At 70.1% G+C, this 24643-nt stretch carries 22 protein-coding genes; 10 read left to right on the forward strand and 12 right to left on the reverse strand.

Annotated elements, in window-relative coordinates:
- Positions 1–19: 19 nt before the first annotated feature.
- The 4 genes from ACYVF6_RS07635 (at position 20) to ACYVF6_RS07650 (ending at position 3851) form a co-directional block, all read left to right on the forward strand.
- Positions 20–1171, forward strand: a complete 1152-nt coding sequence (locus tag ACYVF6_RS07635; RefSeq protein ID WP_460517702.1) for a sensor histidine kinase — start codon at positions 20–22, stop codon at positions 1169–1171.
- Positions 1172–1181: 10 nt separating this feature from the next.
- Positions 1182–1844 (forward strand): transcriptional regulator, encoded by a 663-nt coding sequence (locus tag ACYVF6_RS07640; protein ID WP_460517705.1) that lies wholly within the window; start codon positions 1182–1184, stop codon positions 1842–1844.
- A gap of 361 nt (positions 1845–2205) precedes the next feature.
- Positions 2206–2859, forward strand: coding sequence for a DUF2306 domain-containing protein (locus tag ACYVF6_RS07645; RefSeq protein ID WP_460517708.1), 654 nt, complete (start codon positions 2206–2208; stop codon positions 2857–2859).
- On the forward strand, positions 2856–3851 hold the full coding sequence (locus tag ACYVF6_RS07650; protein ID WP_460517711.1) for an NAD(P)-dependent alcohol dehydrogenase: 996 nt from the start codon (positions 2856–2858) through the stop codon (positions 3849–3851). Before ACYVF6_RS07645 ends, ACYVF6_RS07650 begins: the two co-directional genes overlap by 4 nt.
- Here ACYVF6_RS07650 and ACYVF6_RS07655 read toward each other — a convergent pair.
- The 4 genes from ACYVF6_RS07655 to ACYVF6_RS07670 all read right to left on the reverse strand — a co-directional run bounded on the left by ACYVF6_RS07655 (position 3838) and on the right by ACYVF6_RS07670 (position 9883).
- Entirely contained in the window at positions 3838–4896 is a 1059-nt protein-coding gene (locus ACYVF6_RS07655; RefSeq protein WP_460517714.1) for an SEC-C domain-containing protein, read from the reverse strand. The two genes, ACYVF6_RS07650 and ACYVF6_RS07655, sit on opposite strands and share 14 nt — an antisense overlap.
- A gap of 102 nt (positions 4897–4998) precedes the next feature.
- A complete protein-coding gene (locus ACYVF6_RS07660) occupies positions 4999–7875 on the reverse strand; it encodes an FAD-binding and (Fe-S)-binding domain-containing protein (protein WP_460517717.1) in 2877 nt (958 codons plus the stop codon).
- 57 nt (positions 7876–7932) lie between these two features.
- Complete coding sequence (locus tag ACYVF6_RS07665; protein ID WP_460517720.1) at positions 7933–8769, reverse strand: class I SAM-dependent methyltransferase; 837 nt, start codon at positions 8767–8769, stop codon at positions 7933–7935.
- A 4-nt stretch (positions 8770–8773) separates the two neighbouring features.
- On the reverse strand, positions 8774–9883 hold the full coding sequence (locus tag ACYVF6_RS07670) for an MFS transporter (protein WP_460517723.1): 1110 nt from the start codon (positions 9881–9883) through the stop codon (positions 8774–8776).
- Between the two features lie 318 nt (positions 9884–10201).
- Between ACYVF6_RS07670 and ACYVF6_RS07675 the strand changes: the two genes are divergently transcribed.
- Both ACYVF6_RS07675 and ACYVF6_RS07680 read left to right on the forward strand, forming a co-directional pair.
- Complete coding sequence (locus ACYVF6_RS07675) at positions 10202–10780, forward strand: TetR family transcriptional regulator (RefSeq protein ID WP_460517725.1); 579 nt, start codon at positions 10202–10204, stop codon at positions 10778–10780.
- Entirely contained in the window at positions 10777–11682 is a 906-nt protein-coding gene (locus ACYVF6_RS07680; RefSeq protein ID WP_460517728.1) for an ornithine cyclodeaminase family protein, read from the forward strand. Before ACYVF6_RS07675 ends, ACYVF6_RS07680 begins: the two co-directional genes overlap by 4 nt.
- Here the strand turns inward: ACYVF6_RS07680 and ACYVF6_RS07685 are convergent.
- A complete protein-coding gene (locus ACYVF6_RS07685; RefSeq protein WP_460517731.1) occupies positions 11664–13823 on the reverse strand; it encodes an anthranilate synthase in 2160 nt (719 codons plus the stop codon). The two genes, ACYVF6_RS07680 and ACYVF6_RS07685, sit on opposite strands and share 19 nt — an antisense overlap.
- A 209-nt stretch (positions 13824–14032) precedes the next feature.
- The gene (locus tag ACYVF6_RS07690; protein ID WP_460517734.1) at positions 14033–14722 is read right to left on the reverse strand and encodes a TetR/AcrR family transcriptional regulator; all 690 of its coding nucleotides are present in this window, start codon (positions 14720–14722) and stop codon (positions 14033–14035) included.
- Between the two features lie 99 nt (positions 14723–14821).
- On the opposite strand from ACYVF6_RS07690, the gene ACYVF6_RS07695 reads away from it, so the two are divergent.
- Positions 14822–15766, forward strand: coding sequence for a Rossmann-fold NAD(P)-binding domain-containing protein (locus ACYVF6_RS07695; protein WP_460517737.1), 945 nt, complete (start codon positions 14822–14824; stop codon positions 15764–15766).
- 5 nt (positions 15767–15771) lie between these two features.
- On the opposite strand, the gene ACYVF6_RS07700 is transcribed toward ACYVF6_RS07695, so the two are convergent.
- Positions 15772–17184 carry an NRAMP family divalent metal transporter gene (locus tag ACYVF6_RS07700; RefSeq protein WP_460517740.1) on the reverse strand — a complete coding sequence of 471 codons (1413 nt, stop codon included), beginning with the start codon at positions 17182–17184 and terminating at the stop codon, positions 15772–15774.
- A gap of 101 nt (positions 17185–17285) precedes the next feature.
- Entirely contained in the window at positions 17286–17651 is a 366-nt protein-coding gene (locus ACYVF6_RS07705) for a nuclear transport factor 2 family protein (RefSeq protein ID WP_460517743.1), read from the reverse strand.
- Between ACYVF6_RS07705 and ACYVF6_RS07710 the strand changes: the two genes are divergently transcribed.
- Entirely contained in the window at positions 17650–18576 is a 927-nt protein-coding gene (locus ACYVF6_RS07710; protein ID WP_460517745.1) for an RNA polymerase subunit sigma-70, read from the forward strand. The two genes, ACYVF6_RS07705 and ACYVF6_RS07710, sit on opposite strands and share 2 nt — an antisense overlap.
- Here ACYVF6_RS07710 and ACYVF6_RS07715 read toward each other — a convergent pair.
- The 4 genes from ACYVF6_RS07715 to ACYVF6_RS07730 form a co-directional block, all read right to left on the reverse strand.
- Positions 18573–19802: an acetamidase/formamidase family protein gene (locus ACYVF6_RS07715; RefSeq protein ID WP_460517748.1), complete on the reverse strand. Its 1230-nt coding sequence runs from the start codon at positions 19800–19802 to the stop codon at positions 18573–18575. The genes ACYVF6_RS07710 and ACYVF6_RS07715 overlap by 4 nt on opposite strands.
- 81 nt (positions 19803–19883) lie before the next feature.
- Positions 19884–20882 (reverse strand): hypothetical protein, encoded by a 999-nt coding sequence (locus tag ACYVF6_RS07720; RefSeq protein ID WP_460517750.1) that lies wholly within the window; start codon positions 20880–20882, stop codon positions 19884–19886.
- A 54-nt stretch (positions 20883–20936) separates the two neighbouring features.
- Positions 20937–22124 carry a sensor histidine kinase gene (locus ACYVF6_RS07725; protein ID WP_460517752.1) on the reverse strand — a complete coding sequence of 396 codons (1188 nt, stop codon included), beginning with the start codon at positions 22122–22124 and terminating at the stop codon, positions 20937–20939.
- Positions 22121–22777 (reverse strand): response regulator transcription factor, encoded by a 657-nt coding sequence (locus ACYVF6_RS07730; protein ID WP_460517755.1) that lies wholly within the window; start codon positions 22775–22777, stop codon positions 22121–22123. Before ACYVF6_RS07730 ends, ACYVF6_RS07725 begins: the two co-directional genes overlap by 4 nt.
- A 134-nt stretch (positions 22778–22911) precedes the next feature.
- On the opposite strand from ACYVF6_RS07730, the gene ACYVF6_RS07735 reads away from it, so the two are divergent.
- Together ACYVF6_RS07735 and ACYVF6_RS07740 are read left to right on the forward strand one after the other, a co-directional pair.
- The gene (locus ACYVF6_RS07735; protein WP_460517758.1) at positions 22912–23454 is read left to right on the forward strand and encodes a DUF3558 domain-containing protein; all 543 of its coding nucleotides are present in this window, start codon (positions 22912–22914) and stop codon (positions 23452–23454) included.
- Entirely contained in the window at positions 23451–24608 is a 1158-nt protein-coding gene (locus ACYVF6_RS07740) for an efflux RND transporter periplasmic adaptor subunit (protein WP_460517761.1), read from the forward strand. Before ACYVF6_RS07735 ends, ACYVF6_RS07740 begins: the two co-directional genes overlap by 4 nt.
- The last annotated feature ends 35 nt before the right edge of the window (positions 24609–24643 follow it).

A 24643-nucleotide genomic window follows, 5' to 3' on the forward strand; every position in this document is an offset into this window, starting at 1 on the left:
ATATACGTACGATGAGCCCGTGAACGCCTTGCTGCGCTCGGTCTGGGCCGAACCCCGGCCGCCCAGTCCGCGGCCACGGTGGTGGCTCGACTGGGTGCTGGTCGGCGCGCTCGTGCCCACAGCCGTGTTCGAAGGCGTGGTCCGCACCGACGTTTCCTACCGCGTTGCGACGATTGTGATCGCTGTCGGATTGATCCCCACCCTGCTCTGGCGGCGGTCGCATCCGCTGCTGGTGGTGGCGATCGCGTTCGGCGTGTGCGGGCTCTCGCCGTTGCTGATGAACGGCACCCAGCCCGATCTCAACACGTTCGCGTTCATGCTGCTGTTGCCGTACGCCTTGTACCGCTGGGGATCCGGCCGCGAGATCGTGATCGGCTCGGTGATCGTCCTGGCCAAGCTCGGTTTCACGCTCGCGCTCGACCAGCTCGGCCCGATGGAGACGTTCGGCGGTGTGGGCGTGCTGACCGCGGCCGCGGCGGCGGGAGCGGCGCTCCGCTACCGCGCCTCTGCCCGGCAACGCCAGTTCGAGAAGGTCAAGCTGCTCGAGCGCGAACGACTGGCTCGCGACCTGCACGACACCGTCGCCCATCACGTGTCGGCGATGGCGATCCGGGCGCAGGCCGGGATCGCGACCGCGCAGCTCGAGCCCGGCGCGGCGGTCGACGCGCTCCGGCTGATCGAAGCCGAGGCGTCCAAGGCGCTGGCCGAGATGCGCGGGATGGTTCGCCTGCTCCGTAAGAACGAACCCGCCGATCGCGCGCCGAGTCCAGGCGTCCGCGAGCTCGAGCTGCTGGCCAGTCCCAGCGGCGATCCGCATGTGGGCGTCGACCTGGCCGGCGATCTCGACGACCTCCCGCCGCCGGTCGTGACCGTGCTCTACCGGCTCGCGCAGGAAGCGGTCACCAACGCGCGCCGGCATGCCCGGCACGTCACCCGGATCGACGTGAGCGTCGCCGCCGACGACCGGTCGGTGCGCCTGCGCGTGACCGACGACGGCGAGGCGACCACCACGCGGTCGCAGGGGTCGCCGGGCTTCGGCCTGATCGGCATGACCGAACGCGCGGGTCTGCTGGGCGGCACCTGCGAAGCAGGCCCCGACCCCGACCGCGCACGTGGCTGGACGGTGAGCGCGGTGCTGCCGCGCACCGGCACCGGCCTGGCAGCCGGCTAGGCCGCCGCCGATGAGCATCCGCGTGCTGGTCGCCGACGACCAGGAGATCGTCCGCACCGGCCTGACGATGATCCTTTCCGCACAGCCCGGCATCGAGGTCGTCGGCTCGGCTGCCGACGGCAAGCAGGCGGTCGAGCTGGCCCGGCAGCTGCGCCCCGACGTCTGCCTGTTCGACATCCGGATGCCCGGCCTCGACGGCATCGAGGCGACCCGCCTGCTGGCCGGACCCGACGTCGAGCATCCGCTCGCGGTCGTCGTGATCACGACGTTCGACCTCGACGACTACGTCTACGGCGCGCTGCGGGCGGGCGCGAAGGGCTTCCTGCTGAAGGACGCCGGCCCGGAGCTGCTCGCGCAGGCGATCCACGCGGCGGCGGGCGGCGACGCGCTGATCGCGCCCAGCGTCACCGCCCGGCTGCTCGAGGCGTTCGCCGGTGCGGCGCCCGCGGCGAGGCCCGCTCAGCCGATCGAGCCGCTGACCGAACGCGAGGAGCAGATCCTCGCCGCCGTGGCCCGCGGCCGGACCAACAGCGAGATCGCCGACGAGTTCTACGTCACCTTGTCGACGGTGAAGACCCACATCGCCAGCCTGATGGCGAAGCTCGGCGCCCGCAACCGCGTCGAGATCGCCATGTGGGCGTACGAAACCAACCGGGTGAAGCCCGCCCGCTAGGTGCGATCGGACAATCCTCCAAGCCTCAGCAGCAGCCAGATGCTTTACAAAGTAGCTTTGCAGAAGCTCCATCGCCGTCGTGCCGGCTCGGCTTCCAGCTGCCCGACGGTGGCCCTGTGCTGGCCACGGCCGGGATCTGCCTGCTCGCGATTGATCGCAGTGGCTGCGGGCAGAGCACGCCGTGTCCTGGCCGGACGGTCCGACCGTTGTCCGGTCCGTCGTCGGTGGTCGACGGCGGACATTGACGCATGTCACCACACCCCACAGCCGAAAGTACGCCCGGATCGCTGTCCTTGTGGTGCTGCGATCCCGGCTCTTCGTCCGATGTGCCGGGACCTCCCCGATCGCGACGATCGGTGGCATGACGACGACAACACCGACCAGGCCAAGCACCCGGCGACGCGCACCGGGGTGGCTCGCGCCCGCAGGACTGCTGGTGCTCAGCTTCGTCCCCGTGGTGGGGGGCAGCTTGCGGCTGACGGAGCTGGCCGGTGGTCCTGCCGCGCTGCCGGACGTCGACCGGTTCGCCGGACTGTCCCTGCTGCTGACGGCGCACATCGTCGGCGCCAGCGTCTACTGCGTGCTCGGTGCGTTCCAGTTCCCGGCCAGGTTCCGCGGGAAGCACCGCGGCTGGCACCGGATCGCCGGGCGTGTGCTGGCCGGCTCCGGGTTGGTGGCCGCGCTGGCCGGGCTGGGGCTGACGTTCGCCGCAGGCCCGGTACCCGGTGACGGCGTGCTCCTGCAGGCGATCCGGCTGGTGGTCGGCTCGTTGATGGTGTTCTCGATCGTCGTCGGCTTCACCTCGGCCCTGCGCAGGGACTTCCGTAACCACCGCGCCTGGATGATCCGCGGCTACGCGATCGGTCAGGGCGCGGGCACCCAAGGTTTCACCCAACTGCCCTGGATCCTGCTCGTCGGCCAGCCCCTCGGGCTCAGCAGGACTCTCCTCCTCGCCGCCGGCTGGGCGATCAACCTCGCCGTGGCTGAACTGATCATCCGAAGGAGTTCTCGATGAAGGCAATCGTGCAGGACCGCTACGGCTCGCCCGCCACGCTGGAGCTGAAGGAGGTCGGCAAGCCCACGCCGGCCGGCAACGAGGTGCTCGTCCGGGTCCACGCCGCCTCGGTCAACGCCTACGACTGGCACTTCATGCGCGGCGACCCGCTGCTGGCGCGCCTCATGATGGGCTCCCTGTCCAAGCCGAAGCAACCGATCCGTGGCCGCGACTTCGCCGGCACGGTCGTCGAGGCCGGCGCCGGCGTGACCCGGCTGCGACCGGGCGACGAGGTGTACGGCGACTCGTTCCACGCGAACGGTGCGTTCGCGGAGTACGTCTGCGTACCGGAGTCGATGGTGGCCCCGAAGCCCGCCAACCTGAGCTTCGAGCAGGCCGCGGCGGTGCCGCTGGCCGCGAACACCGCGCTGATGGGGCTCCGCGACCTGGCAGAGGTACGGCCGGGTCAGTGCGTGCTGATCAACGGCGCCTCGGGCGGCGTCGGTACGTTCGCCGTCCAGCTCGCGAAGGCGTACGGCGCGGACGTGACGGCGGTGTGCAGCACGCGGAACCTCGACCTGGTGAAGTCGCTCGGCGCGGACCACCTGATCGACTACACACAGGACGATTTCACACTCGACAAGCAGCGCTACGACGTCGTGTTCGACCTGGTGGCCAACCGCCGGCTCCGCGACCTGCGCGGCTGCCTGTCACCTGCCGGCACACTCCTGCTCAGCGGTGGCGGCGTCTTCGACGGCGGCAGCCTGGTCGGCCCGATGGGCCTGGTGATGCAGGCGCAGCTGCTGGCCCGGTTCGCCCGCCAGCGCCTGCTCGTGCTGAGTGAGCAGCCGAGCAGCGCGAACCTGTCGGTCCTGCGCGAGCTGATCGAGGCCGGCGACGTCAAACCCGTGATCGACCGGACCTACTCGCTCGCGGAGGTGCCGAAGGCGATCGAGTACGTCGAGACCGAGCACGCCCGCGCGAAGGTCGTCATCGCGGTCATTCCCAGTTGACCGAGACCCGCCCCGCGGTCGAGCCGCAGCATCGCTTGTAGGCGATCTCCGAGCCGCACCAGCACGGCGCCTTCCGTTCCGGCGGCCACTCGACGCCCCTGCCCTGCCTGGCCAACTCGAGCGCGTAGCCGGAACGGGCGCCTGGCCCGGTGGGATCGAGGCCACGCTCGGAGGCGTAGGCGCGGAACTCCTCGAACGTCGCCGGAACGACCACCACCTTGGCGCTCTGGGTCGCGCGGTAGGTCGCGAGCGTCGCCGCGACTTCGGCGCGATGGCCGTCCCAGGTGCCGCCGTAGCCCTCGGCGAGGCTCGGCCACTTGGCGGCGAACGCGCCGAACGCCGGCTCCGGCCAGTAGAGCACCGCGATCCGATGGGACTTGCTCGGGTGGGCGTGGTCGTCGGCCGCGGCCGGGGTACGTTCGTCCGGTTGCGCGGCCGCTTGCTGCTCGGCGGCTGCCACCTCACCGGCGAGCTCGTCGAGCGAGTCGGGATCGAGCTTCAGCCCGGCCCGGATCCGCCGGCGCTCGGCGAGCATCGCATTGCGCAGCTGGACGTCCAGCGGGTCGGCGGTGCCGTCGCCGGGCAGGCCGAGCCCGTCGATGGCCTCGGTCAGCCAGGTGACGGCGGTGTCCGGGGCGCCGACCTCCTGCAAGGTCTCGGGTACGAGGGTTGCCGCCTCGAACGACTTGCCCAGCAACGGGCGCAGCTCGGCGAGGATTGTCCAGCCCTCGTCGGCCCGGTCGGTCTCGATCAGCAGCTTGGCGTAGAGCAGCCGCGGGTAGATCCGGCCGTCACCGGCGGGCATGCGGGCAAGAGAGAGTTGACAGCAGCGCAGGGCCTCGCCGAGGTATTCGGCATGGCGGTAGAGCTCCGCGGCCATCACCAGCGCTTCTACCCGGTCGACGTCGGCAGCGAGGTCTTCGACGCGGACGGCCTGGCGGATCCGATGGGCGATCGGCACAGCGTTGCGGGCTCGCATGCCCTTCCGGTACAGCTTCGTCAGGCCTGCGAGCTCCAGCTGGCGGTCCCACGGAATCCATGCCACAAGGCTTTGACCTTACTGCTCGGGCGCTGGTTCCGTAGGTCGTGTTTCATAAATAGGGCCGGTGAAGCGCGCGGCGCAGCCGCGCCGCGAGTCAGGCGACATTTATGAAACACGACCTAGTCCCAGAGCGCGCTCGGCCAGTTGTGCCAGATGTACCGGTTCGCGCAGGCCGGCCTGGCGTACCTGGGTCCGGCAGCTGAACCCGTCGGCCAGCATCGCGGTCTCCTCGGGCGCCTCGCGGACGGCAGGCAGCAGCATGCGCTCGCCCGCGGCCATCGACACCTCGTAGTGGCCCTTCTCGAAGCCGAAGTTGCCGGCCAGCCCGCAGCAGCCGGAGTCGAGCACCTCGGCCTCGACGCCGAGGGCCGACAGCACCTGCCGGTCGGGCCCGAAGCCCAGCTCGGCGTGCTGGTGGCAGTGCACCTGCACCATGGCTTTCTGGCCCGGCTGCCGTACGTCGAACTCGTCGGCGTGGCCGGCGAGCAGCTCGGCGAACGTCTTGGTCTGCGCCTTCAGCTTGGCCGCGGTCGCGTCCTCTGGGAACAGTTCGGTCAGCTCGCCCCGGAACAACGACGTGCAGCTGGGCTCCAGGCCGACGACCGGCACGCCCTGGTCGAGCCAGGGCTGCAGCGTGCGAAGCGTCTTGCCGAGCACGCGCTTGGCCTGGCCGAGCTGGCCGGTCGAGACCCAGGTGAGGCCGCAGCAGACCGCGCGGTCCGGCACCTCGACCCGGTAGCCGAGCGACTCGAGGACCGCCGTGGCCGACAGTCCGATCTCCGGGTCGAAGTGGTTGGTGAACGTGTCCGGCCACAGCAGCACGCGTGGCGCGTCGGGCGGCAGCGGGCGGACCGGACGCGTGCGGAACCGGCGCCGGAACGTGCGGGCGAGCAGCAGCGGGATCTCCCGTTCCTGCGCGATTCCGCCGACCTGCTTGGCGACCGTGGCCAGCGCGGGGTCACCCACCAGGGCGTTGACCAGTCCGGCGAACGGCGCCGCGAGCCGGAGCCACGTCGGCAGCCAGCCCATGGAGTAGTGCGAGGCGGGTCGCAGCCGGCCCTTGTAGTGCTTGCTGAGGAACTCCGCCTTGTACGCGGCCATGTCCACGTTCACCGGGCAGTCGGTCTTGCATCCCTTGCACGACAGGCAGAGGTCGAGCGCGTCCTTGACCTCCTCCGAACGCCAGCCGTCCTCGACCAGCTGGCCGGAGGCCATCTCGAACAGCAGCCTGGCCCGACCGCGGGTGGAGTGCTTCTCCTCCCTGGTCACGCGGTAGCTCGGGCACATCACACCGCCGTCGGCGGCGACGCACTTGCCGACGCCCATGCAGCGCCGGGTGGCGCCGAAGAACCCGTCGGCGTCGTGCGGGAAGCTCAGCGTGGTGCTGCCGTCGATGGTCGGCGTGCCGAGGAACACCCGCAGGTCGTCGTCGATCTTGGCCGGGTCGACCACGCGGTGCGGGTTCATTAGGCCGTCAGGGTCCCAGGCGGCCTTGAACTCGTCGAACGCGCGCAGGATCTCCGGCGGATACATCCGGTCCAGCAGCTCTGACGTGGCCTGCCCGTCACCGTGCTCGCCCGACAGCGAGCCGCCGAAGCTCGTGACCAGATCGGCCGCGTCTTCCATGAACCGCCGGAACCCCTGGACGCCCGGCTTGGTGAGCAGGTCGAAGTCGATCCGGACGTGGATGCAGCCGTCGCCGAAGTGGCCGTAGTAGACGCCCTTGCGCCCGTGGTCGGTGAGCAGCCGGTCGAAGCCGCGGAGGTACTCGCCCAGCCGCTGCGGCGGGACGGCCGCGTCCTCCCAGCCGGGATAGGCCTCGCGACCGTCGGGCAGCCGGGTGGTCGAACCGGCGCCTTCCTCGCGGATCCGCCACAACGCCTTCATCTGAACGGGATCGCTGACGACCAGGCCGCTCGCGCCATGGCCGGCCATCACCTTGGCGATCGTGCGTGCGCGGTCCTCGGCCTCCTCGGTCGTGGCGCCGCCGGTCTCGACGTACAGCCAGGCCCCGCCTGCCGGAAGCGCGTCCAGCACGGGGTTGCCGGGGTTGCGGGAACGGACGATGCCGACGATCTGCGCGTCGACGCTCTCGATCGTCAACGGGGACAGGTCGAGCAGCGGCATGACGTTGTCGGCCGCGACGAACTGGTCGGGAAAGCCCAGCACGGCAAGGGCCCGGACCGGCGGCGAGTCGACCAGCCGGACGTCCGCGGACAGGATCGTCGCGCACGTTCCTTCCGTACCGACGAGGGCGCGGGCCAGGTTGAAGCCGGCGCCGGGCAGCAACTGGTCGAGGTTGTAGCCCGAGACGCGGCGCGTGAGGTCGGGGAACGCTGAGCTCACCAGGTCGCCGTAGGTGTCGCGCAGTCCGCGCAGCGCGCGGTAGAGGTCGCCGACCCGGCCGGGCTGCTCGCACAGCCGGCGCAGCTCGTCGTCCGGTGTCGGTCCGACCGTGAGCCGGGTGCCGTCGGTGAGCAGGACGTCGAGCGCCTCCACGTTGTCGACGGTCTTGCCCCACGCGACCGAATGCGAGCCGCAGGCGTTGTTGCCGATCATCCCGCCGAGCGTGCAGCGGCTGTGCGTCGACGGATCGGGCCCGAACGTCAGGCCGTGCGGCGCCGCGGCCTTGCGCAGGTCGTCGAGCACGGTACCCGGCTGGACGGTGGCCCGTTTGGCATCGGGGTCGATCGCGGTGACCGCGTCGAGGTGCCGGGTGAAGTCGAGGACGAGTGCCTCATTGATCGCCTGCCCGCTGATGCTGGTGCCCGCACCGCGCGGCAGCAGCGGCACACCGAGCCGCTGGCACGCGGCGACGGCGGCCAGCACGTCGTCGACGTCCAGCGGTTGCACCACGCCGATCGGCACGTGCCGGTAGTTGGACGCGTCCGCCGAGAAGACGGCTCGGGTCGAGGTGTCGAACCGGACCGAGCCGCGGATCTGCTTCTCCAGCGCGTCTCGCAGGGACCTTCGATCGCTCACAACTCCTGGCACAAGAGACGAGCTTACGAGCCGGCTGTGTCCATCCAGCCCCCACTCCTACTCGGCCCTGGTCGCCAGCAGCGCGTAGAGCAGGGGTATCCGGGGTGCCTTGTCCGGAAGTCGCCACCAGCCGCGTTTGGTGCGGTGCATGGTCGGCCACCGCTGCCAGGGGATCTCGCCGGTCTCGCGCAGCCGGTCGATCCGGAAGCCGGCACCGAGCAGGGCGGTGACCAGCTCGCCGATCCCGTGCGCCCACTCATAGCTCACGGTGGCGGTCTGCAGGGCTGGCCCGTCGGTGTAGGTGCGGTCGGAGTCGCGCCGCCGGGCGCCACGTCCCGCGAGGTAGTCGGCGCGCAGCGACAGCCGCCCGCCGTCCTCGTCCGTGTTGTCTTCCGGGCGAGGTGCGGTGCCGAGCGACATGAGCAGCGGATGGAACTCCACGACGTAGACCCGGCCGCCCGGCCGCAGCAGCTGGTGGACGACACTCGCCCACCGGTCCAGGTCCGGCACGTAACACAGCGCCCCCTTGCCGGTGTAGACGACGTCGAACCGCTGCGTGCCCAGCACGTCGATGGCGTCGTGCACGTCGGCCTGGACGAAGCCGGCCTCCAGGCCCGCGTCGGCGGCGAGCTCCCTGGCGGCCTCGACCGAGGCAGCCGAGATATCCAGCCCGGTGACCCGCGCGCCTCGCCGGGCGAGCTCGATCGTCTCGGTGCCGAGGTGGCACTGGAGATGGAGCATGTCGCGATCGGCCAGCTCGCCGAGGTCGTCCCACTCGTAGTCGGCGAACCAGTACGCCGCCTCGCGCCGGTAGAACTCACTGGCCGTGTGCACGGGAACGCGGGCGTCCCAGTTGGCCTGGTTCGCTTCGATCATCTGGCGCTCGCTGGGCATGGTTTCAGGATCGCAGCCGGATCACCAGCCAGGTGAGGCAGGCGAGCGTCGCGGCGCCGAGGCCGGTGAACCCGACGCCGGACCAGCCGAGGTGCTCGTACAACGTCGCGCCGAGCGCCGCTCCGGCCGAGCCGCCGACGAACGCCAGGACGACGAACACGGTGTTCAGCCGGGACCGGGCGTCCGGTCGCAGCGACATCACCCGGGTCTGGTTCGACACCATCGCCAACTGCAACCCGGCGTTGAGTACCGCGATCGCGAGCAGCGAGATCGCGAGCGCGTGCTGTGCGAGCGTGAAGCCCACCGCCGCCAGCCAGATCAGCCCCGCGCCCGCGCCGGCGACCGGCAGCGGCCCGAACCGGTCGGCGAGCCGTCCGGCCAGGGGAGCGGTGCCCGCACCCACCAGGCCGACCAGGCTGAGCAGGGCGGCCTGACCGGCGTGGAAGTGGTACGGCGGCCCGGTGAACAGGAACACCAGCGTCGCCCAGAACATCGTGAACGTGCCGAACACCACGGCCTGCAGCAGGCTGGCGTGGCGCAGCGCCGGCTCGGTGCGCAGCAGCTCCGGCAGCGAGCGCAGCAGCCGGGCGTAGGACGCTCCCGTTCGCTTGCTCTCCATGGGCAGCAGCGCGACCGTGACCAGCCCGATCGCGGCGGTGGCGAGTGCGGCGATCACGTAGCTGGTCCGCCAGCCCGCTTGCTCACCGATCACACCGCCGAACGCCCGCGACCCGATGATGCCGACCACCACGCCGGTCTGGGCCGCCGCGATCACCCGGCCGCGATGCTGAGCCGGCGCGATCTCGGCCGCCAGCGGGATCAGCAGCTGGGGAATCACGGTGAACGCCGAAGCCAGCAGCACCGCGCCGAGCAGGACCGGGAGGCTGGTGGCCCCGCTGGCGAGGCCGAGCGCGCCGACCGTACCCGCCAGCAGCGCGAGCAACAGCGGCCGCCGGCGTACGACATCGCCGAGCGGGAGGAACAACAGCACGCCGAGCGCGTACCCGAGCTGCCCGAACGTCGCGACCCACCCGGCCGCGCCGGCGGAGACGCCGAGCCCGGCCTGGATCAGCGTGAGCAACGGCTGCCCGAGATAGATGTTGGCAACGGTCACGCCACAACACACGGCGATGACCGGGACCAGCAGCCTGGGCAACGCGCCGGCCTGCCCGGCGCCAACATCGGCCGTCCGGGTAGCCCCGGCGGAAGCAGCGGAAGACCCGGCGGGGGCACCCGGACCAGCGGAGGCAGCGGAATCGACCGAATCCGTGGCATCCGCCGAGGTCAGGGCGTCAGACCTGTCGGTGGAACGTGTGACGCTAGTCAAGGGGGTGACTCCCATCTAAACCAACTAGTTGGCTTCGACGCTAGCTCCGGATCTCGCCAGATGCAAACCATCCAGTTGGTTTACTCCGCTGTTACACTGAGGCACATGGCGTACGACGCGGAAGCGACCAGGCAGCGCATCCTGGCCGCGGCGACCGAGGAGTTCGCCGAGCGCGGCATCGCCGGTGCTCGCGTGGACCGGATCGCCGCGAAGGCGAAGGCCAACAAGCAGGCGATCTATGCCTACTTCGGCAACAAGGAGGCGCTGTTCTCGCGCGTCCTGCAGAACGTGATGGGCGAGCTCGCCGCGACCGCACCCGTCGACGCCGCCGACCTCGGCGGATACGCCGCCCGGCTCTACGACTACCACCGTGCGCACCCGGAGTTCCTGCGCCTGCTGCTCTGGGAGGCGCTGGAGTACGGCGACCGCGAGGTGCCCGACGAGGCCGACCGCACCAAGCACTACGAGCAGAAGGCCGGCGCGATGGCCAAGGCGCAGCGCGAGGGCCTGATCGACGAGGAGATCGACCCGTCGGTCCTGATGCTGTTCGTGATCGGCCTGGTCAACTGGGGACGCGCGGTGCCGCAGGTACGCCGGATGCTCGGCGCCGACCTGTCACCCGAGCAGGCCCGCCGGCAGATCGCGACCGCCGTTGCCCGGCTCGCCAACCAGGACGCTCAGTGACGCTCCTCCTCGGCCGCGGCGACCTGACCGAACTGCTCGCCGTCGACGAGTGTCTGGCCGCGATTCGCGTCGGCTTCGCGGCTGCCAGGAGCTCGATCGAACCGCAGCGCGTACGCACCGACCTGCCCGGCCAGGCCGGCACCGCGACGGCGCTGATTCCCGGGCTCGTCGACGGCATCCCGGCGTACACGGTCAAGGTCAACGCGAAGTTCCCCGCCGCCTCGCCCGCCCTCCGCGGCATCGTCTGCCTGCACGACCTCTCCACCGGCGAGCTGCTCGCCGTGCTCGACTCCGCCACGATCACCGCCTGGCGAACGGGACTGGCCGCCGCCCTCGGCACCCACCTGATCGCGCGGGCAGGCGCGCGATCCGTCGGCGTGATCGGCGCCGGAGCCCAGGCCGAGCTCGTGCTGAAAGGACTGGCCGCCCTGCGCCCGATCGACGACCTGGTCGTCCACGACCTCGTGCCGGAACGCGCGACCGCGTTCGGCGGCGACCCGGTCGCGACATCCGCCGAGGTCGCGCGACGCAGCGAGATCGTCGTTCTCGCCACGTGGTCTCGCTCGCCACTGCTCGCCGCCGCGGACCTCCGTCCGGGCATGCACCTCACGTCGCTCGGAGCCGATGAGCCGGGCAAGGTCGAACTCGCCGCGGACCTGTTGCGGTCCGCGACCGTGCTCGTCGACGACGTACGCCTGGCCACGGCCGTCGGAGCGATCAGTCACGCCGACGCGACGCTTGCCGAGGTGGTTCAGGGCAAGGCACCGGGGCGTACCCGCGACGACGAGATCACGGTGTACGCCCCGGTCGGCCTACCCTGGCAGGACCTCGCGCTGTCCTGGCTCGCCTATCAGTCGGCAACCAGGCAAGGCAGCGGCAGCACCTACGACTGGCTGGCCTGACCCGCGGCCCGGCACAGCCGCAGCACGTTCGCGACCACCTGGTGACCGGTACGCCCGGCCGCCGTCAGGATCGACTCCGGGTGGAACTGCACGCCCCACCGCCGCCGCTCCGGGTCCTCGATCGCCATCGCCACGGTCTCGCCGCTCGCGTCCTGCGTGACCGCCGTGACGCGATATCCCTTCACCTGCTCGGGCCTGGCGTAGATCGAGTGGTACCGCGCTCCGGTCAGCGGGCCTTCGAGCCCGGCGAGCAGCTCGCCGCCGAGGACGTCCACCGAGCCTGGCTTGCCGTGCGCGGGCGCGGGTAGCACGCGCAGCTCACCGCCGTCCGCCTCGACCATCGCCTGCAGGCCGAGGCAGACACCGAACACCGGAAGCCCGCGCGCGTCCAGCGCCCGCAGCAAGCTCTCCGCGTCGAAGTCCGCCGGCCGGCCGGGTCCCGGCGACAGTACGACGAGGTCCGGGCGGAGCTCGTCCAGCAACGACTCGGGAAAGCCGAACCGGTGCGTCACGACGTCCGCTCCGTGCTGGCGGAAGTAGTCGGCGAGCGTGAGCACGAACGAGTCCTGGTAGTCGACGACCAGCACCCGCATCCCCTTGCCTGGCTGGGCAGTCTCGGCAGAGGCGGCGACGTCCGGTGCCGCCGCACCCGACACGACGTCGAGCAGGGCCCGCGCCTTGAGGTGCGTCTCGCGTTCCTCCTCATCCGGTTCGGAGTCGTGGAGCAGCGTCGCACCGACCCGGACAGCGGCGATCCCGCCACGGATGTTGGCCGTACGCAAGGTCAGCCCGGTGTTCATCGACCCGTCGAAGCCGACGAACCCGACAGCCGCGCCGTACCAGCCGCGGGGTGTCTCCTCGTGGTCCTCGATGAACTGCATCGACCACTGCTTCGGTGCGCCTGTCACCGTGACCGCCCACATGTGCGTGAGGAACGCGTCGAACGCGTCGTACTTCGGCCGCAGCTCGCCCTCGATGTGGTCGACGGTGTGGATGAGCCTGCGGTAGAGCTCGATCTGCCGTCGCCCGATCACGCGCACCGAACCCGGCCTGCAGATCCGCGACTTGTCGTTGCGGTCGACGTCGGTGCACATCGTGAGCTCGGACTCGTCCTTCACGGAGTTGAGCAGCGTGCGGATCTGCTCGGCGTCGCCGAGTGCGTCGTCACCCCGGCGGATGGTGCCGGCGATCGGACAGGTCTCGATCCGAGATCCCTGTACCCGCACGTACATCTCAGGCGAAGCGCCCACGAGGTACTCGCCCTCGCCGAGGTTGAACAGGAACTCGTACGGCGCCGGGTTGTGTGCCCGCAGCCGCTCATAGAAGGCGGCCGGCGAGTCGCACGGCCCGTGCACGACGTGGCTCGGCGTGACCTCGAACAGGTCGCCGCGCCGGAACTTCTCCTTTGCCTGCTGGACGATCTCGGCGTACGCGCCGGGTACGGGCGGTTCCGGCAGGTTGCGCGAGGCGACGACCGGCGTGTCAGGCGTCCGGCGTGGCAGGCCCTCCGTCGTACGGTCGCCGGCGGCGAACTCGTAGTCGTACCGCGTGCACGTCTCCCGCTTCCGGTCCAGCACGACGATCTGGTCGGGGATGTGGAGCACGAAGTCGCGCTGCTGCTCCGGCCGTTGGTGTCTCAGGCGTACGGGCTCGAACTGGAACGCCAGGTCGTAGCCGTAGGCGCCGAACAGTCCGAGGTGGTCGTCCTGGTCGCTGGCGAAGCAGTCGGCGATCGCGCGCAGCACGGAGAAGACCGTGGGCTGCCGGGTGCGGTCCTCCTCGGCGAACGTCGCGTCCTCCGCCGCCGGCACGTACACCTCGAAATGGTCCTCGGTGACGGCGTCGAGCCGTCCGGCGCTGTCCACCGCCTCGGCGAGCGCCGGAACCAGCACCCGGCCACGACTGTTCAGCGCGCGTACCGTGACCGTCCGGCCGCGGGCGACCAGCTCCAGCGGCGGGTCGACGTAGCCGACGTGCCAGCGGCTGTACCTGCCCGGGTAGTCGACGCCGGAGCTGAGCACGCCACCACGCCGGTGGTCGAGGTCGGCGGTCAGCCGGCTGAGCTGCTCGGGTTCGGCGGCGCCGGCCGTGCGGTGCACGGTGATGCCGCCGCCGGTGACGTACCGGATCGTCTGGCCCATGGGGGTTGGCTCCTGTCTGGTCAGCCGCACCGGACGGGCCTCGGGCGTGGAAGCACGAAAAAGACCGCCGGTGACGGCGGTCTGGTTTCGCTTGGAGAGCGCGGAAACGCGGCAGCCGCCTAGGGGCGGCGCCACCACTGAAGCTGGAGTGGAGCCCGGAAGCGGGCACTGTTCCGCGTACGCATGGGGCCCATCTTACTGCGCCCGGCTTAGTAACCCATGGAAGCTCGTGTTGTCGCGCGGACGGAGGCTCCGACGAGCTGGTTGACCAGGCCCTCCCGCAACCCGGCAGTTACCAGCTCGCGAGCCGGCGGCATCCCGAGCTCGCGCATGGCAGCGCTCACGGTCTCGGTCGGCGTGGCGTACGGCCACACGCCGGCGACGATCACGTGCACGGCACCGGCGAACAACCACGCGTCCTGCACTCCGAGGTTCGGCAGCTGCCGCCGCACCAGCTCGGCGAGCCGGTCGGTGTTGTGGTTGGTGGTCTGCTTGAAGCCGAGCGCGAACTCGTGGGAGATGTTGCGTTCCAGCACGCCGGCCATCTGGCTGGCCAGGTCACACAGCAGCGGCCGGGCGAGCACAGTGCCGGCGATCGTCTCGGCGACCCAGGTCTCGCGGGCGTACGGGCGAGCCGGGTCGGCGGGCGACCCGGACAGCGCCGCCTCCAGTTCGTTCAGCCAGTCCGTCCAGTCGGCGGCGAGCAGCTCGAGGAAGATCGCCTCGCGGCTGTCGAAGTAGCGCAGCACGTTCGACTTCGCCAGGCCCACCCGGTCGCTGAGCTCGCGCAGGCTGATCTCCGCGGCCGGCCGTTCACTCAGCAGCACGCGGGCGGTTTCCAGGATCGCGCTGCGGCGGGCCTCGACCTGCTCGGGGCTGCGGGCGCGCTGGAAGCTCATACTCCAAAAATATCAGACCGCCGGGCTCTTGTTAAGAGACCATCAGTCTGTTAGCTTGGTGACGGACGATAACAGCCCATCGGTCTCTTGGAGTGGAACATGGCCCGCTCGACACCCGACATCGCAGTCCCCGACCTCACCGGAAAGCTCGCTGTCATCACCGGCGCCAACAGCGGTCTCGGCTTCGGGCTCACCCGTCGCTTCGCCCAGGCCGGCGCCGAGGTGATCCTCGCGGTCCGCAACCAGCAGAAGGGCGAGGCCGCGATCGCGCAGCTGCGCGCCGACGTTCCGGCCGCCAAGCTCGGCCTCCGGCAGCTCGACCTCGCGTCGCTGGCGAGCATCGCCGCACTCGGTGAGCAGCTCAACGCCGAAGGCCGGCCGATCGACTTCCTGCTCAACAACGCCGGCCTGATGATGCCGCCACAGCGCGCCCTCACCGAGGACGGCTTCGAGCTGCAGTTCGGCGGCAACCACCTCGGCCACTTCGCGCTGACCGGGCACCTGCTGCCGTTGCTTCAGGCGGCCGGCACGTCGCGCGTGACGACGATGAGCAGCGGCATCGCGCGGATGGGCCGGCTCGACTTCGACGACCTGCAGAGCGAGCGTTACCAGCCGCAGCGGTCGTACGGCACGTCCAAGCTCGCCAACCTGATGTTCGCCCGCGAGCTCGACCGCCGCAGCCAGGCTGACGGCTGGGGGATCCGCAGCACCGCGGCACATCCCGGCGCGACGCGGACGAACCTGCAGACCACCGGCCCGACCCACGCCGGAGCCCGGCCCGGCCAGCTGGCCAGGATCTTCCAGCTCACCTACAACTGGCGCTGGATGTGGCAGGACGTCGACACCGGCTGCCTGCCGGCGCTCTACGCCGCGACCAGCCCGGACGCGGCCGGCGGCGGCTACTACGGACCGGACGGCTTCGGCGAGCTGACCGGCGGCCCGGCGCCGGCGAAGGTTCCGCCGCGGGCGGAGAACCAGGCCGACGCCGAACGTCTCTGGGCGGAGTCCGAACGCCTGACCGGCGTGCAGTTCCCCGCCGCGTAGGCCGGCTACTCGACCGCGAGGCCGAACACGCTCACGATCGTGTAGATGCCGAGGACGCCGATCGCGACACTGCTGATGACGAGCAACGCGTTGAACACCTTGCCGCCGTACAACCGGCTGTCCACCTCGGCCTTCCGCAGCCACCACATGGCGACGACGACCGCGAGCAGGAAGATGCCGGTCATCACGCCGCCGACCTGCACCATGACCACCGGCGAGGAGATCACCAGGAACGCCGCACCCCAGATCAGCGGCAGCGCGACGATGAAGCCGCGGATCCACTTCTGCCGGGTCACCGGGTCGCTCCAGTCGACGAGGCCCAACGTGGCGAGCACGTTGACGTACATCCGCGACCAGCTCGGGATCGCCGCCCACAACGTCGATCCGAGCACCGCGATCGCGCCGACCAGGAAGCCGATCGTGGCCCACTCGCCGAGCGTGTCGGTGTACATCCGGCCGAGCGTCTCCAGCATCTCGTTGCCTTCGGGCTTCAGGCCCTGCGGATGCAACACCGCCGCGCCCATCAGGTAGAACGCCAGCGTCGCGAACGTGTAGATCACCCAGGACAGGACGCAGTCCTTGTACATGACGCGAATCCAGCCGTTGGCGCGCCGCACCCAGGCCTCGCTGCCGTCCGGCGGTCCGGCCCAGCGCGCGTAGCCCTTCTCCACACACCAGTACGTGTAGAACGTGATCTCGTCCGCGCCGACGCCGGTGATGCCGAACATCGCGACGGCCGCACCGACCGCGGCGGCCGGCAGCCGGAACTCCAGGCCGGACAGCAGCTCGCCACCGCCGTACGCGAACGGCGTGAACGGCAGGCCGAACGCGATCAGCACGGTGACGATCGAGAAGACCACCACGAGGCAGAACGCACCACGCTCGATCAGGCTGTAGCGGTTGGCGTACAGCATCACGATGCTGACCGCGACGACGACGACCGTCCAGATCGTCAGCGACGTGGTGCCGAGCGGATCGCCGCCGATCGGCAACAGGATGCTGAGCGCGGCGGCGACCCCGCCGACGATTCCTCCGAGCTGCAGGATCTTCGACAGCGACAGGATGATCCACAGCACGTTGACCCAGCCGATCCGGCCGAACTTCGGCGGGACGTCGTTGTATCCGGTCAGCGCGGGCTTGCCGGTCGCGATCGTCCAGCGGGCCAGCTCGATCTGGACGGCCACCTTCACCGTGGTGGAGATGATGACCATCCACAGCAGGACGAAGCCGATCTGGGCGCCGAGTGCCGTGGTGGCGATCAGCTCGCCCGAGCCGACAATCGAGGCACTGACGATCAGGCCGGGGCCGAGATAGCGGAGGCTCGCGCCCCAGCCGGTCGGTGGTTCCTTGACACCTTCGGGTGTGAGCCGGTACGGATCCTGCACAGCCGCAACGGCGGCTGGTCGGTCGCTCGTCATCGGGCACCTCCGGTTTGTGACCAGGGTGCTTACCGAAGGAGCCGAGGTCTACCCATTTCGGCCGGATTCGGTCACTGCCGGCTGAGGGCACGATCCCCGCTCTATCCATGCGCCGCACGGAACTCGGTGAACGGCGTGCGGTCGAAGATGAAGCGGTTGTAGGTGATCCGCCCGTCGCGCACCTGAACGTACTCCGCCGCCGGCGCGCTTTTGGCCGGCACTGTTTCGGTGTCGTACATGAGGATCGCGCTGGTGTCGTCGCCGAACGCGGCGATCAGCTCCGCCCGGATCAGGAATCGCCCGGCGAACGGCCCGAGAAACTCGCGGTACCCGTCGAGGCCCACGATCCGGCCCGCCGGTGCGTCCAGGACGACGTCGGGGTCGATGTGGGTCAAGGCGGCGTCGAGGTCCTTGGCCGTCCACGCGTGAAAGTAGGCGAGGGCGGTCTGCAATGCTGTGTTCGTCATGCAGGTTGAGACACCAGGACCGCTCGGATCGGAACGGTCGGACTTCGATCAGCGAGTCGGGGCCTACCGCCGCGAGTTGTTGCTGCACTGCTACCGCATGGTGGGCTCACTCAGCGACGCCGAGGACGTGCTGCAGGAGACCCTGCTGGCGGCCTGGCAAGGGCTGCCGGGCTTCGAGGGCCGCTCCTCGTTGCGGGCGTGGCTCTACCGCATCGCCACCAACCGCTGCCTCAACCTGCTGCGCGACAACCGGCGGCGCATCCCGGCCGAGCCGCTGCCGCCGTTCGAGCCGCCCGAGCCAACCCGCCGCGCCGACCTGCCGTGGCTGCGACCATTCCCGGACGCGCTGCTGCCGGAGGACCGTTACACCGCGCTCGAGTCCGTCGAGCTCGCGTTCGTCGCCGCGCTCCAGCGGATCCCGCCGCGGCAGGTCGCCGTCGTCGTGCTCTGTGACGTCCTGGGGTACTCCCTCGCAGAGGCGGCGTCGATGCTCGACGCGACATCGACGGCGGTCAAGGGCCTGCTGCAGCGAGCCCGAAGCGCCTTGCGGCAGAGCGCCACCGCGACGCACCGGAGTCCCGGCACAGTGCGGGAGCAGGAGGTGGTCCGGCGGTTCGCCGAGGCGTTCACCAAGGACGACATCGACGGCGTACTCGACCTGCTCACCGACGACGCCTGGCTGGCGATGCCGCCCGCGCCGCACGAGTACGTCGGTGCGGAAGCGATCGCGGCGTTCCTGCGGGCAAGTACGGCCTGGCGGGTCGGGGAGAACCTGCGGATCGAGCTTCGACCCACGCGAGTCAACGGCCAGCCGGCGTTCGACTGCCTTCACGTCGGCGCCGAGGAGTATCCCGCCGGCACGATCGTGCTCACCCTCGCCGGCGCCCGGGTGCGGGGGATCACGCGCTTCCTGCCAGTCGGCTAGCCGAAGTCGGTCTTGCGGATCAGGGCATGGATGCCGGTCGTACGGTCGACCACCTGCGACACTTCGAAGTCGGTCGCGGCCGAGAGGTAGGCGTAGGCGACGGCCTTGGCCATGCCGAGTTCCTCGTGGAGGAACGCCAGTGCGTTGCGTACCGCCGTCTTCATCGCGAGGTCGAGCGACGTCTGTTGGCCGCCGACGGGGCCGTCCGGGTCGGACAGGCCGATCGGGATCCAGTAGTCGTCGGTCTCGGCGAAGGGGTACGAGAACGCAGCCTCCGGTGCGGCGCCGCCCGGCCGGATCACGGTCAGCCGGAACGTCGCGCGGAGCGATGCCTCCAGCGCGGTCAGCGCCACCTCCCCATCGCCCTGGGCGAAGTGGGGATCACCGGCGAAGAACAACGCGCCAGGCACCTGCACCGGCAGGTAGAGCGTCGAGCCCACGCCGAGCTCGTTGATGTCGATGTTCCCACCGGCGATCGTCGGAGGCACCGAGTGCACGCGATCGGACGTGTCGGTGGCCACACCCATCAGGCCCATGAACGGTGCGAGCGGGAAGCGGACCTCTCCCTTGCCCGCCGGCAGAATCCCGCGGCCGTGCCGGACGGGTGTGAAGACCGAGATGTTGTCGAACGCGTTGAGGTACGGCCGGCTGGCCGGGTCGTCCACGAAGCCTTCCGGATACTCGCCGGGCAGTGCGCCCTTGCCGTGCCGGTTCGAGATCACGCCGTACGGCACGCGAGGGAGCAATTCCAGCACGTCGATCCGGAGGACGTCGCCGGGCCGTGCGCCGCTGACGGCGACCGGGCCGGTCACCACGTGCGGGCCGTCGGCGTCGAAGTCGTGTACGAGCGGGGATGCCGCGATCGCCCTGGCATCGGCGAGCACCTGGTCCTCGGGTACGCCGTGGTCGCCGAAGTAGGTCACCGGATCCCTGCCCTGGTCCTCGAGGATCCCCTCGTGCGAAACGGTGTCGATCGTGACGGTCGACCCGGACCGGATCGTCAACACCGGCTTGCTCACTCGGTTGGGCAGGAACCCCCAGCTCACCGTCTCCGGCGTCGACGGCAGGTACGCTCCAGGCCGTCGCCCGTTACCGGGTTGCAGGATGGCCGGTGTCTCCGGTGCCGGCCCCGCCGCGGCAGGTGCCGGCCCCGCCAGCTCGTTCGCGGTCATACCGGTCGCGCCGAGTGCGGCGCCGGCCACGAAGAGATCTCGTCGTCCGATCATGCTGGCACGCTAGGCACGGCCGATTGCGTGCGTGTTGCGCCGGGATCACAAGGCTCGAACCTCGACGGGCCTCGGTGGGTCTCAGTAAGTCTTGTAGTAGATCAGCTCGCCGGCCTCGCCCAGTGCCGCTCCCTCGCTCGGCACGAACAACGTCACGACGAGCGCCGGCCGGCCGTCGGGCGCGCGTAGCGCCGTGACGCTCGGGTTGGCGAACGCCGTGCTCCCACCGGCGGTCCGGATCGTCGTCTGGTCGGCGTTCCCGGTCTGGTAGTCGTAGACGAACGTCCGCCAGGAGCCGAAGTCACCCTTCACGAACTGGCCCTCGATCAGCCCGAAGTCGTAGCCACGGAAGTGGACCGCGTCCCGGTCGCCGATGTTGCCGCCGACACCCCAGTACAGCAACGCGTTGTCGTAGTTCGGCTGCGCGGAGGTCGACCACGAGGAGAAGTTGGTGAGCCTGCCACGCTGTTGCCGGTCGCGGTCGCAGTTCCACCAGTAGTGCCCGCCGACGTCGATGACGGAATGGTCGATATCCGGGGAGAGCGTGACGGAGTAGATGTTCGGCGTGCCCTCGGCGCACGACGACAGCGAGAGTGGCGCGTCGAACCGCCGCGAGACCGCGCCGTTCAGCAGGTCGGCCCGGTTGGCGAAGTAGCGGAACGCGAAGTGGTTGCTGGGCTCCTGCTCCCACGCCATCACGTAGCCACCGTTGGAGATCTGCGTGATCGTCGGCTGGGAGGCGCCACCACCGGTTCCGCTGCCGGCGAGCTCGCGCACCCAGCGCCAGTTGAGGAGATCGCTCGACGTCGCGAGGTTGACCTTGAAGCGTCCGTCGGTGTGCATGTGGTGGTAGACCGCGAGGTAGCCACCGGTCGAGTCCTGGATGATCTTCGCCGTGTCCATCGTGTGGCCCGCGTCGTCGTGCGCGGAGTAGCGCACACCGTCCGCGCTCACAACGTTCTCCACGATGCCGCGTAGTTCGGCCCGCGCCGGATCGGATGGCGCCGCCGCCGAGGCGGGGGCGGCCAGAGCGGCGCCGGCGAGGACCGAAACGCCCAGGCACACAATGAGTCTCCGCATGCCGATATCGTGAACGTACGGCACGGCGCTGTGAAGCGATCCGGCAACAAGTGGTCAGCCCGGCAGCCCGACCGTGACGTCCAGCCCACCTGCGGGCTGCGCGACGGCCTGGATCCGCCCGCCGTGCGTGTGCACCACGGAGCGCACGATCGACAGCCCCAGCCCGACGCCGTGCCCGTCGGAGACCCGTGCGTCGCCGAGGCGGTGGAACGGCTCGAACAGCCCGTCGACCTCGTACGGCGGCACGTGCGGCCCGGTGTTGCGTACCCGGAGCTCCACCCAGCCCGGCTCCTCCGCGGGTCCGGTCGTCACCATGACCGTTCCGCCGGGGACGTTGTGCCGGACGGCGTTCTGCACCAGGTTCATCGCGACCCGTTCCAGCAGCGACGGATCTCCGGTGGTCGGGGCGGGCTCGGGTTCGGCGTCGACCACCACACCGGTCTTGGCGGCCTCGGCCACCACCTCCTCGACCGCGTGCGCCGCGATGTCGGACAGGTCGACCTCCCGCCGCTGTGGCGAGAGGTTCTCGCTGCGCGCGAGTACGAGCAGGCCGTCCAGCAGGCGTTCGCTGCGGTCGTTGGTGGCCAGCAGCGTGTTGACGACCGACCGCATCTCCGGCGACAGGTCCGTGGTGGTGCCGGCGACCTCGAGCAATGTCCGGTTGACGGCGAGCGGCGTGCGCAACTCGTGCGACGCGTTCGCCACGAAGCGGCGCTGGCTGTCGAACGACTTGTCCAGCCGCTCCAGCATCGCGTCGAAGGTGTCGGCGAGCTCCTTGAACTCGTCGCGCGGCCCGGGCAGGTTGATCCGTTCGTGGAGGCTGCGATCGGCCACCCTGCGGGCGGTTTCGGTGATCTTCTGCACGGGCCGCAGCGCACGTCCCGCCAGCAGCCAGCCGGCACCGATCGCCGCGAGCGCGATCACGCCGACCGCGAGGCCGGACTGCCGCAACATCGAGCCCAGCGCGTCGTCGCGCTGCCTGTCGAGCGCGGTCACGGCCTGTTTGATGAATTCGTTGCGCTGCTCGGCGGTGAAGTCCTCCGACGTCATCCGTTCGATCGCCTTCGGATAGTTTCGCGCCAGTACGGTCAGCGCCGAGCTTTTTCCGGTCGGGAAGCTGTTCTCGAACGCGGTGTAGAAGAACACGGTCAGCAGCGAGCAGGCGACCAGGAACAGCGCGGCGAACAGCAGCGTGAGCTTGACCCGCATCGTCGGGCCCAGGGCTCTGAACGGCGATCTCATGGGATCCGGTACCCCGCTCCCAGCACGGTCTCGATCGGACAGGGGTCGCCGAGCTTGCGCCGCAACGTCATCACGGTGACGCGTACGACATGGGTGAACGGGTCGATGTTCTCGTCCCAGGCCTTCTCCAGCAGCTGTTCGGACGAGACGACCGAGCCGTCGGCCCGCATCAGCTCCTCCAGCACGAGGAACTCCTTGGCTCGTAGCGTCAGCGGCCGGCCGTCTCGCGAGACGGCGCGGCGGGCCGGGTCGAGCCGGATGCCGGCGCGTTCCAGGACGGGCGGCGCGGGCTCGCGCGAACGCCGGCTCAGCGCCCGGATCCGCGCCACCAGCTCGGTGAACGCGAACGGCTTGGCGAGGTAGTCGTCGGCGCCGATGCCGAGCCCTTCGACCCGATCGTCGAGCTCACCGGCCGCGGTCAGCATCAGGATCCGGACCGGCGAGCCGGTGTCGACCAGGTGCCGGCATACGTCGTCGCCGTGGACTCGTGGCAGATCGCGATCGAGCACTACCACGTCGTAGTCGTTGACCGTGAGCCGTTCCAGCGCCGCGTCGCCCTCGTAGGCCACGTCGACGGCGAACAGCTCGCGGCGCAGGCCCTTGGCGACCGCCTCGGCGAGCGGTCGCTCGTCCTCCACTACCAGTACGCGCATGCCCCCATCCTCGCCCGCCCGCCGTCACATGGAGGTAAACGCGCGGTTTAACAGTGGTTTGACGCCGTCCCCGGTCGAATCGGCCTGCACAACCAATCCGATCCGATGGAATCCGATGAGACAGGAGACGACAGATGAGGCGGCAGTTGAGTTCCGCCGTACTGGCCGTGCCGCTGGTTCTCGTACTGCTGGCCGGCTGTAGTGCCGGCACCGACGGCGACCCGGACGTCGCGTCAGCCGACCAGGGGGCCACGACCAGCGCGAAGCCGACGACCAGTGCGGAGCCCGCGAGCGACCCGGACGAACGGATGTTGCAGTTCACGGAGTGCCTGCGTGATCACGGCCTGAACGTCAAGGACTACGACCCGAACGATCCCAATCCGTTCGGGGACCTGAAGGACGTCGACCCGAAGAAACGCCAGGCGGCGATGGACGAGTGCCAGAAGTACGCACCCGGCGGCAAGCAGGGCCCCGGGCTTTCGGAGGAGGGCAAGGCCCAGATGCTCGAGTACGTCAAATGCCTGCGCGGGCAGGGCCTGGAGATCGGCGACCCGGACCCGAACACCGGCATCCCTCCGATCGCGGACCTGAAGAAGATCCGGCAGGGCGGCAAGGACGTGAAGAAGGCGCAGGAAGCCTGCCAGGACAAGGCTCCCAAGGCGGTGATGGGGAAGTGAGCGACACCGACCTGAACTCGGAGGTGAAGCAGTCCCGCCCGGCCGAGCGCCGCCGGCGTCGCGGTGTCCGCAAGACCGCCGTCACGGTCGTCGTGCTGGGTGCGCTGGGCGCCGGTGGCTGGTACGCCTACAGCCAGGGCTATGTCGACCAGCTGGTCGAGCAGCTGCGCGACGGCGGGCAGGCGGCCGCGGCACCCACACCGACGCTGCCGCCGGAGACGACCACCGTGACCAGCCAGACCCTGCAGCGGACCGAGGAAGTCGAAGGGACGCTCGGCTACGGCGACGAGTACGAGCTCAAGAGCTCCAAGCAGGGCGTGGTGACCAAGCTGCCGGCCGAGGGCGCGACGGTCAGCCGCGGCCAGGCGCTCTACTGGATCGACAACCAGCCGGTCGTCCTGATGTACGGCGCGCTGCCGCTCTACCGCACGCTCGCCGACGGCGTGGACGACGGCCCGGACGTCCAGCAGCTGGAGGAGAACCTCGCGGAGCTCGGCTACGACGGCTTCACCGTCGACGAGGAGTTCACCGAGAACACCGCCGACGCCGTGGAGGAGTGGCAGGAGGACCTCGGGCTGGAGGAGACCGGCAGGGTCGACCCGGGCCAGATCGTCTTTCTCACCAAGGCCGTCCGGGTCGCCGACCAGCTGGCGAACGTCGGCGACCGCGTGGGCGGCCCGGTGCTGAAGTACACCGGAACCCAGCGTGTCGTCTCGATCGACCTCGACGTCGACAACCGCGGGCTGGTAGAGAAGGGCGACAAGGTGACCGCCACGCTGCCCGACGACACCGAGCTCAAGGGCACGATCGCGACCATCGGCACGGTCGCGCACACCTCGGGCGGCGGGCAGTCCGGCGAGGAGGAGACGTCGACGATCGACGTCACGGTCACGCTCGACGACCCGAAGTCGACGGCCGGCTTCGACCAGGCTCCGGTCGACATCGAGCTGGTCAGTGACAGGCGGGAGAACGTCCTCACCGTTCCGATCAGCGCGCTGCTGGCGTTGCGGGAGGGCGGTTACGGCCTGGAGGTCGTCGAGGGCGGCAAGTCGAGAGTCGTCTCCATCGAGGTCGGGATGTTCGCCGACGGCCGGGTCGAGGTCAGTGGCCCCGGCATCAAGGAGGGCGTCAAGGTCGGGGTGGCCAAATCATGAGTGAGGCCGTGAGCCAGCCGGTGAGTCGTCCCGTG

The sequence above is a fragment of the Flindersiella endophytica genome (genome assembly GCF_054779015.1).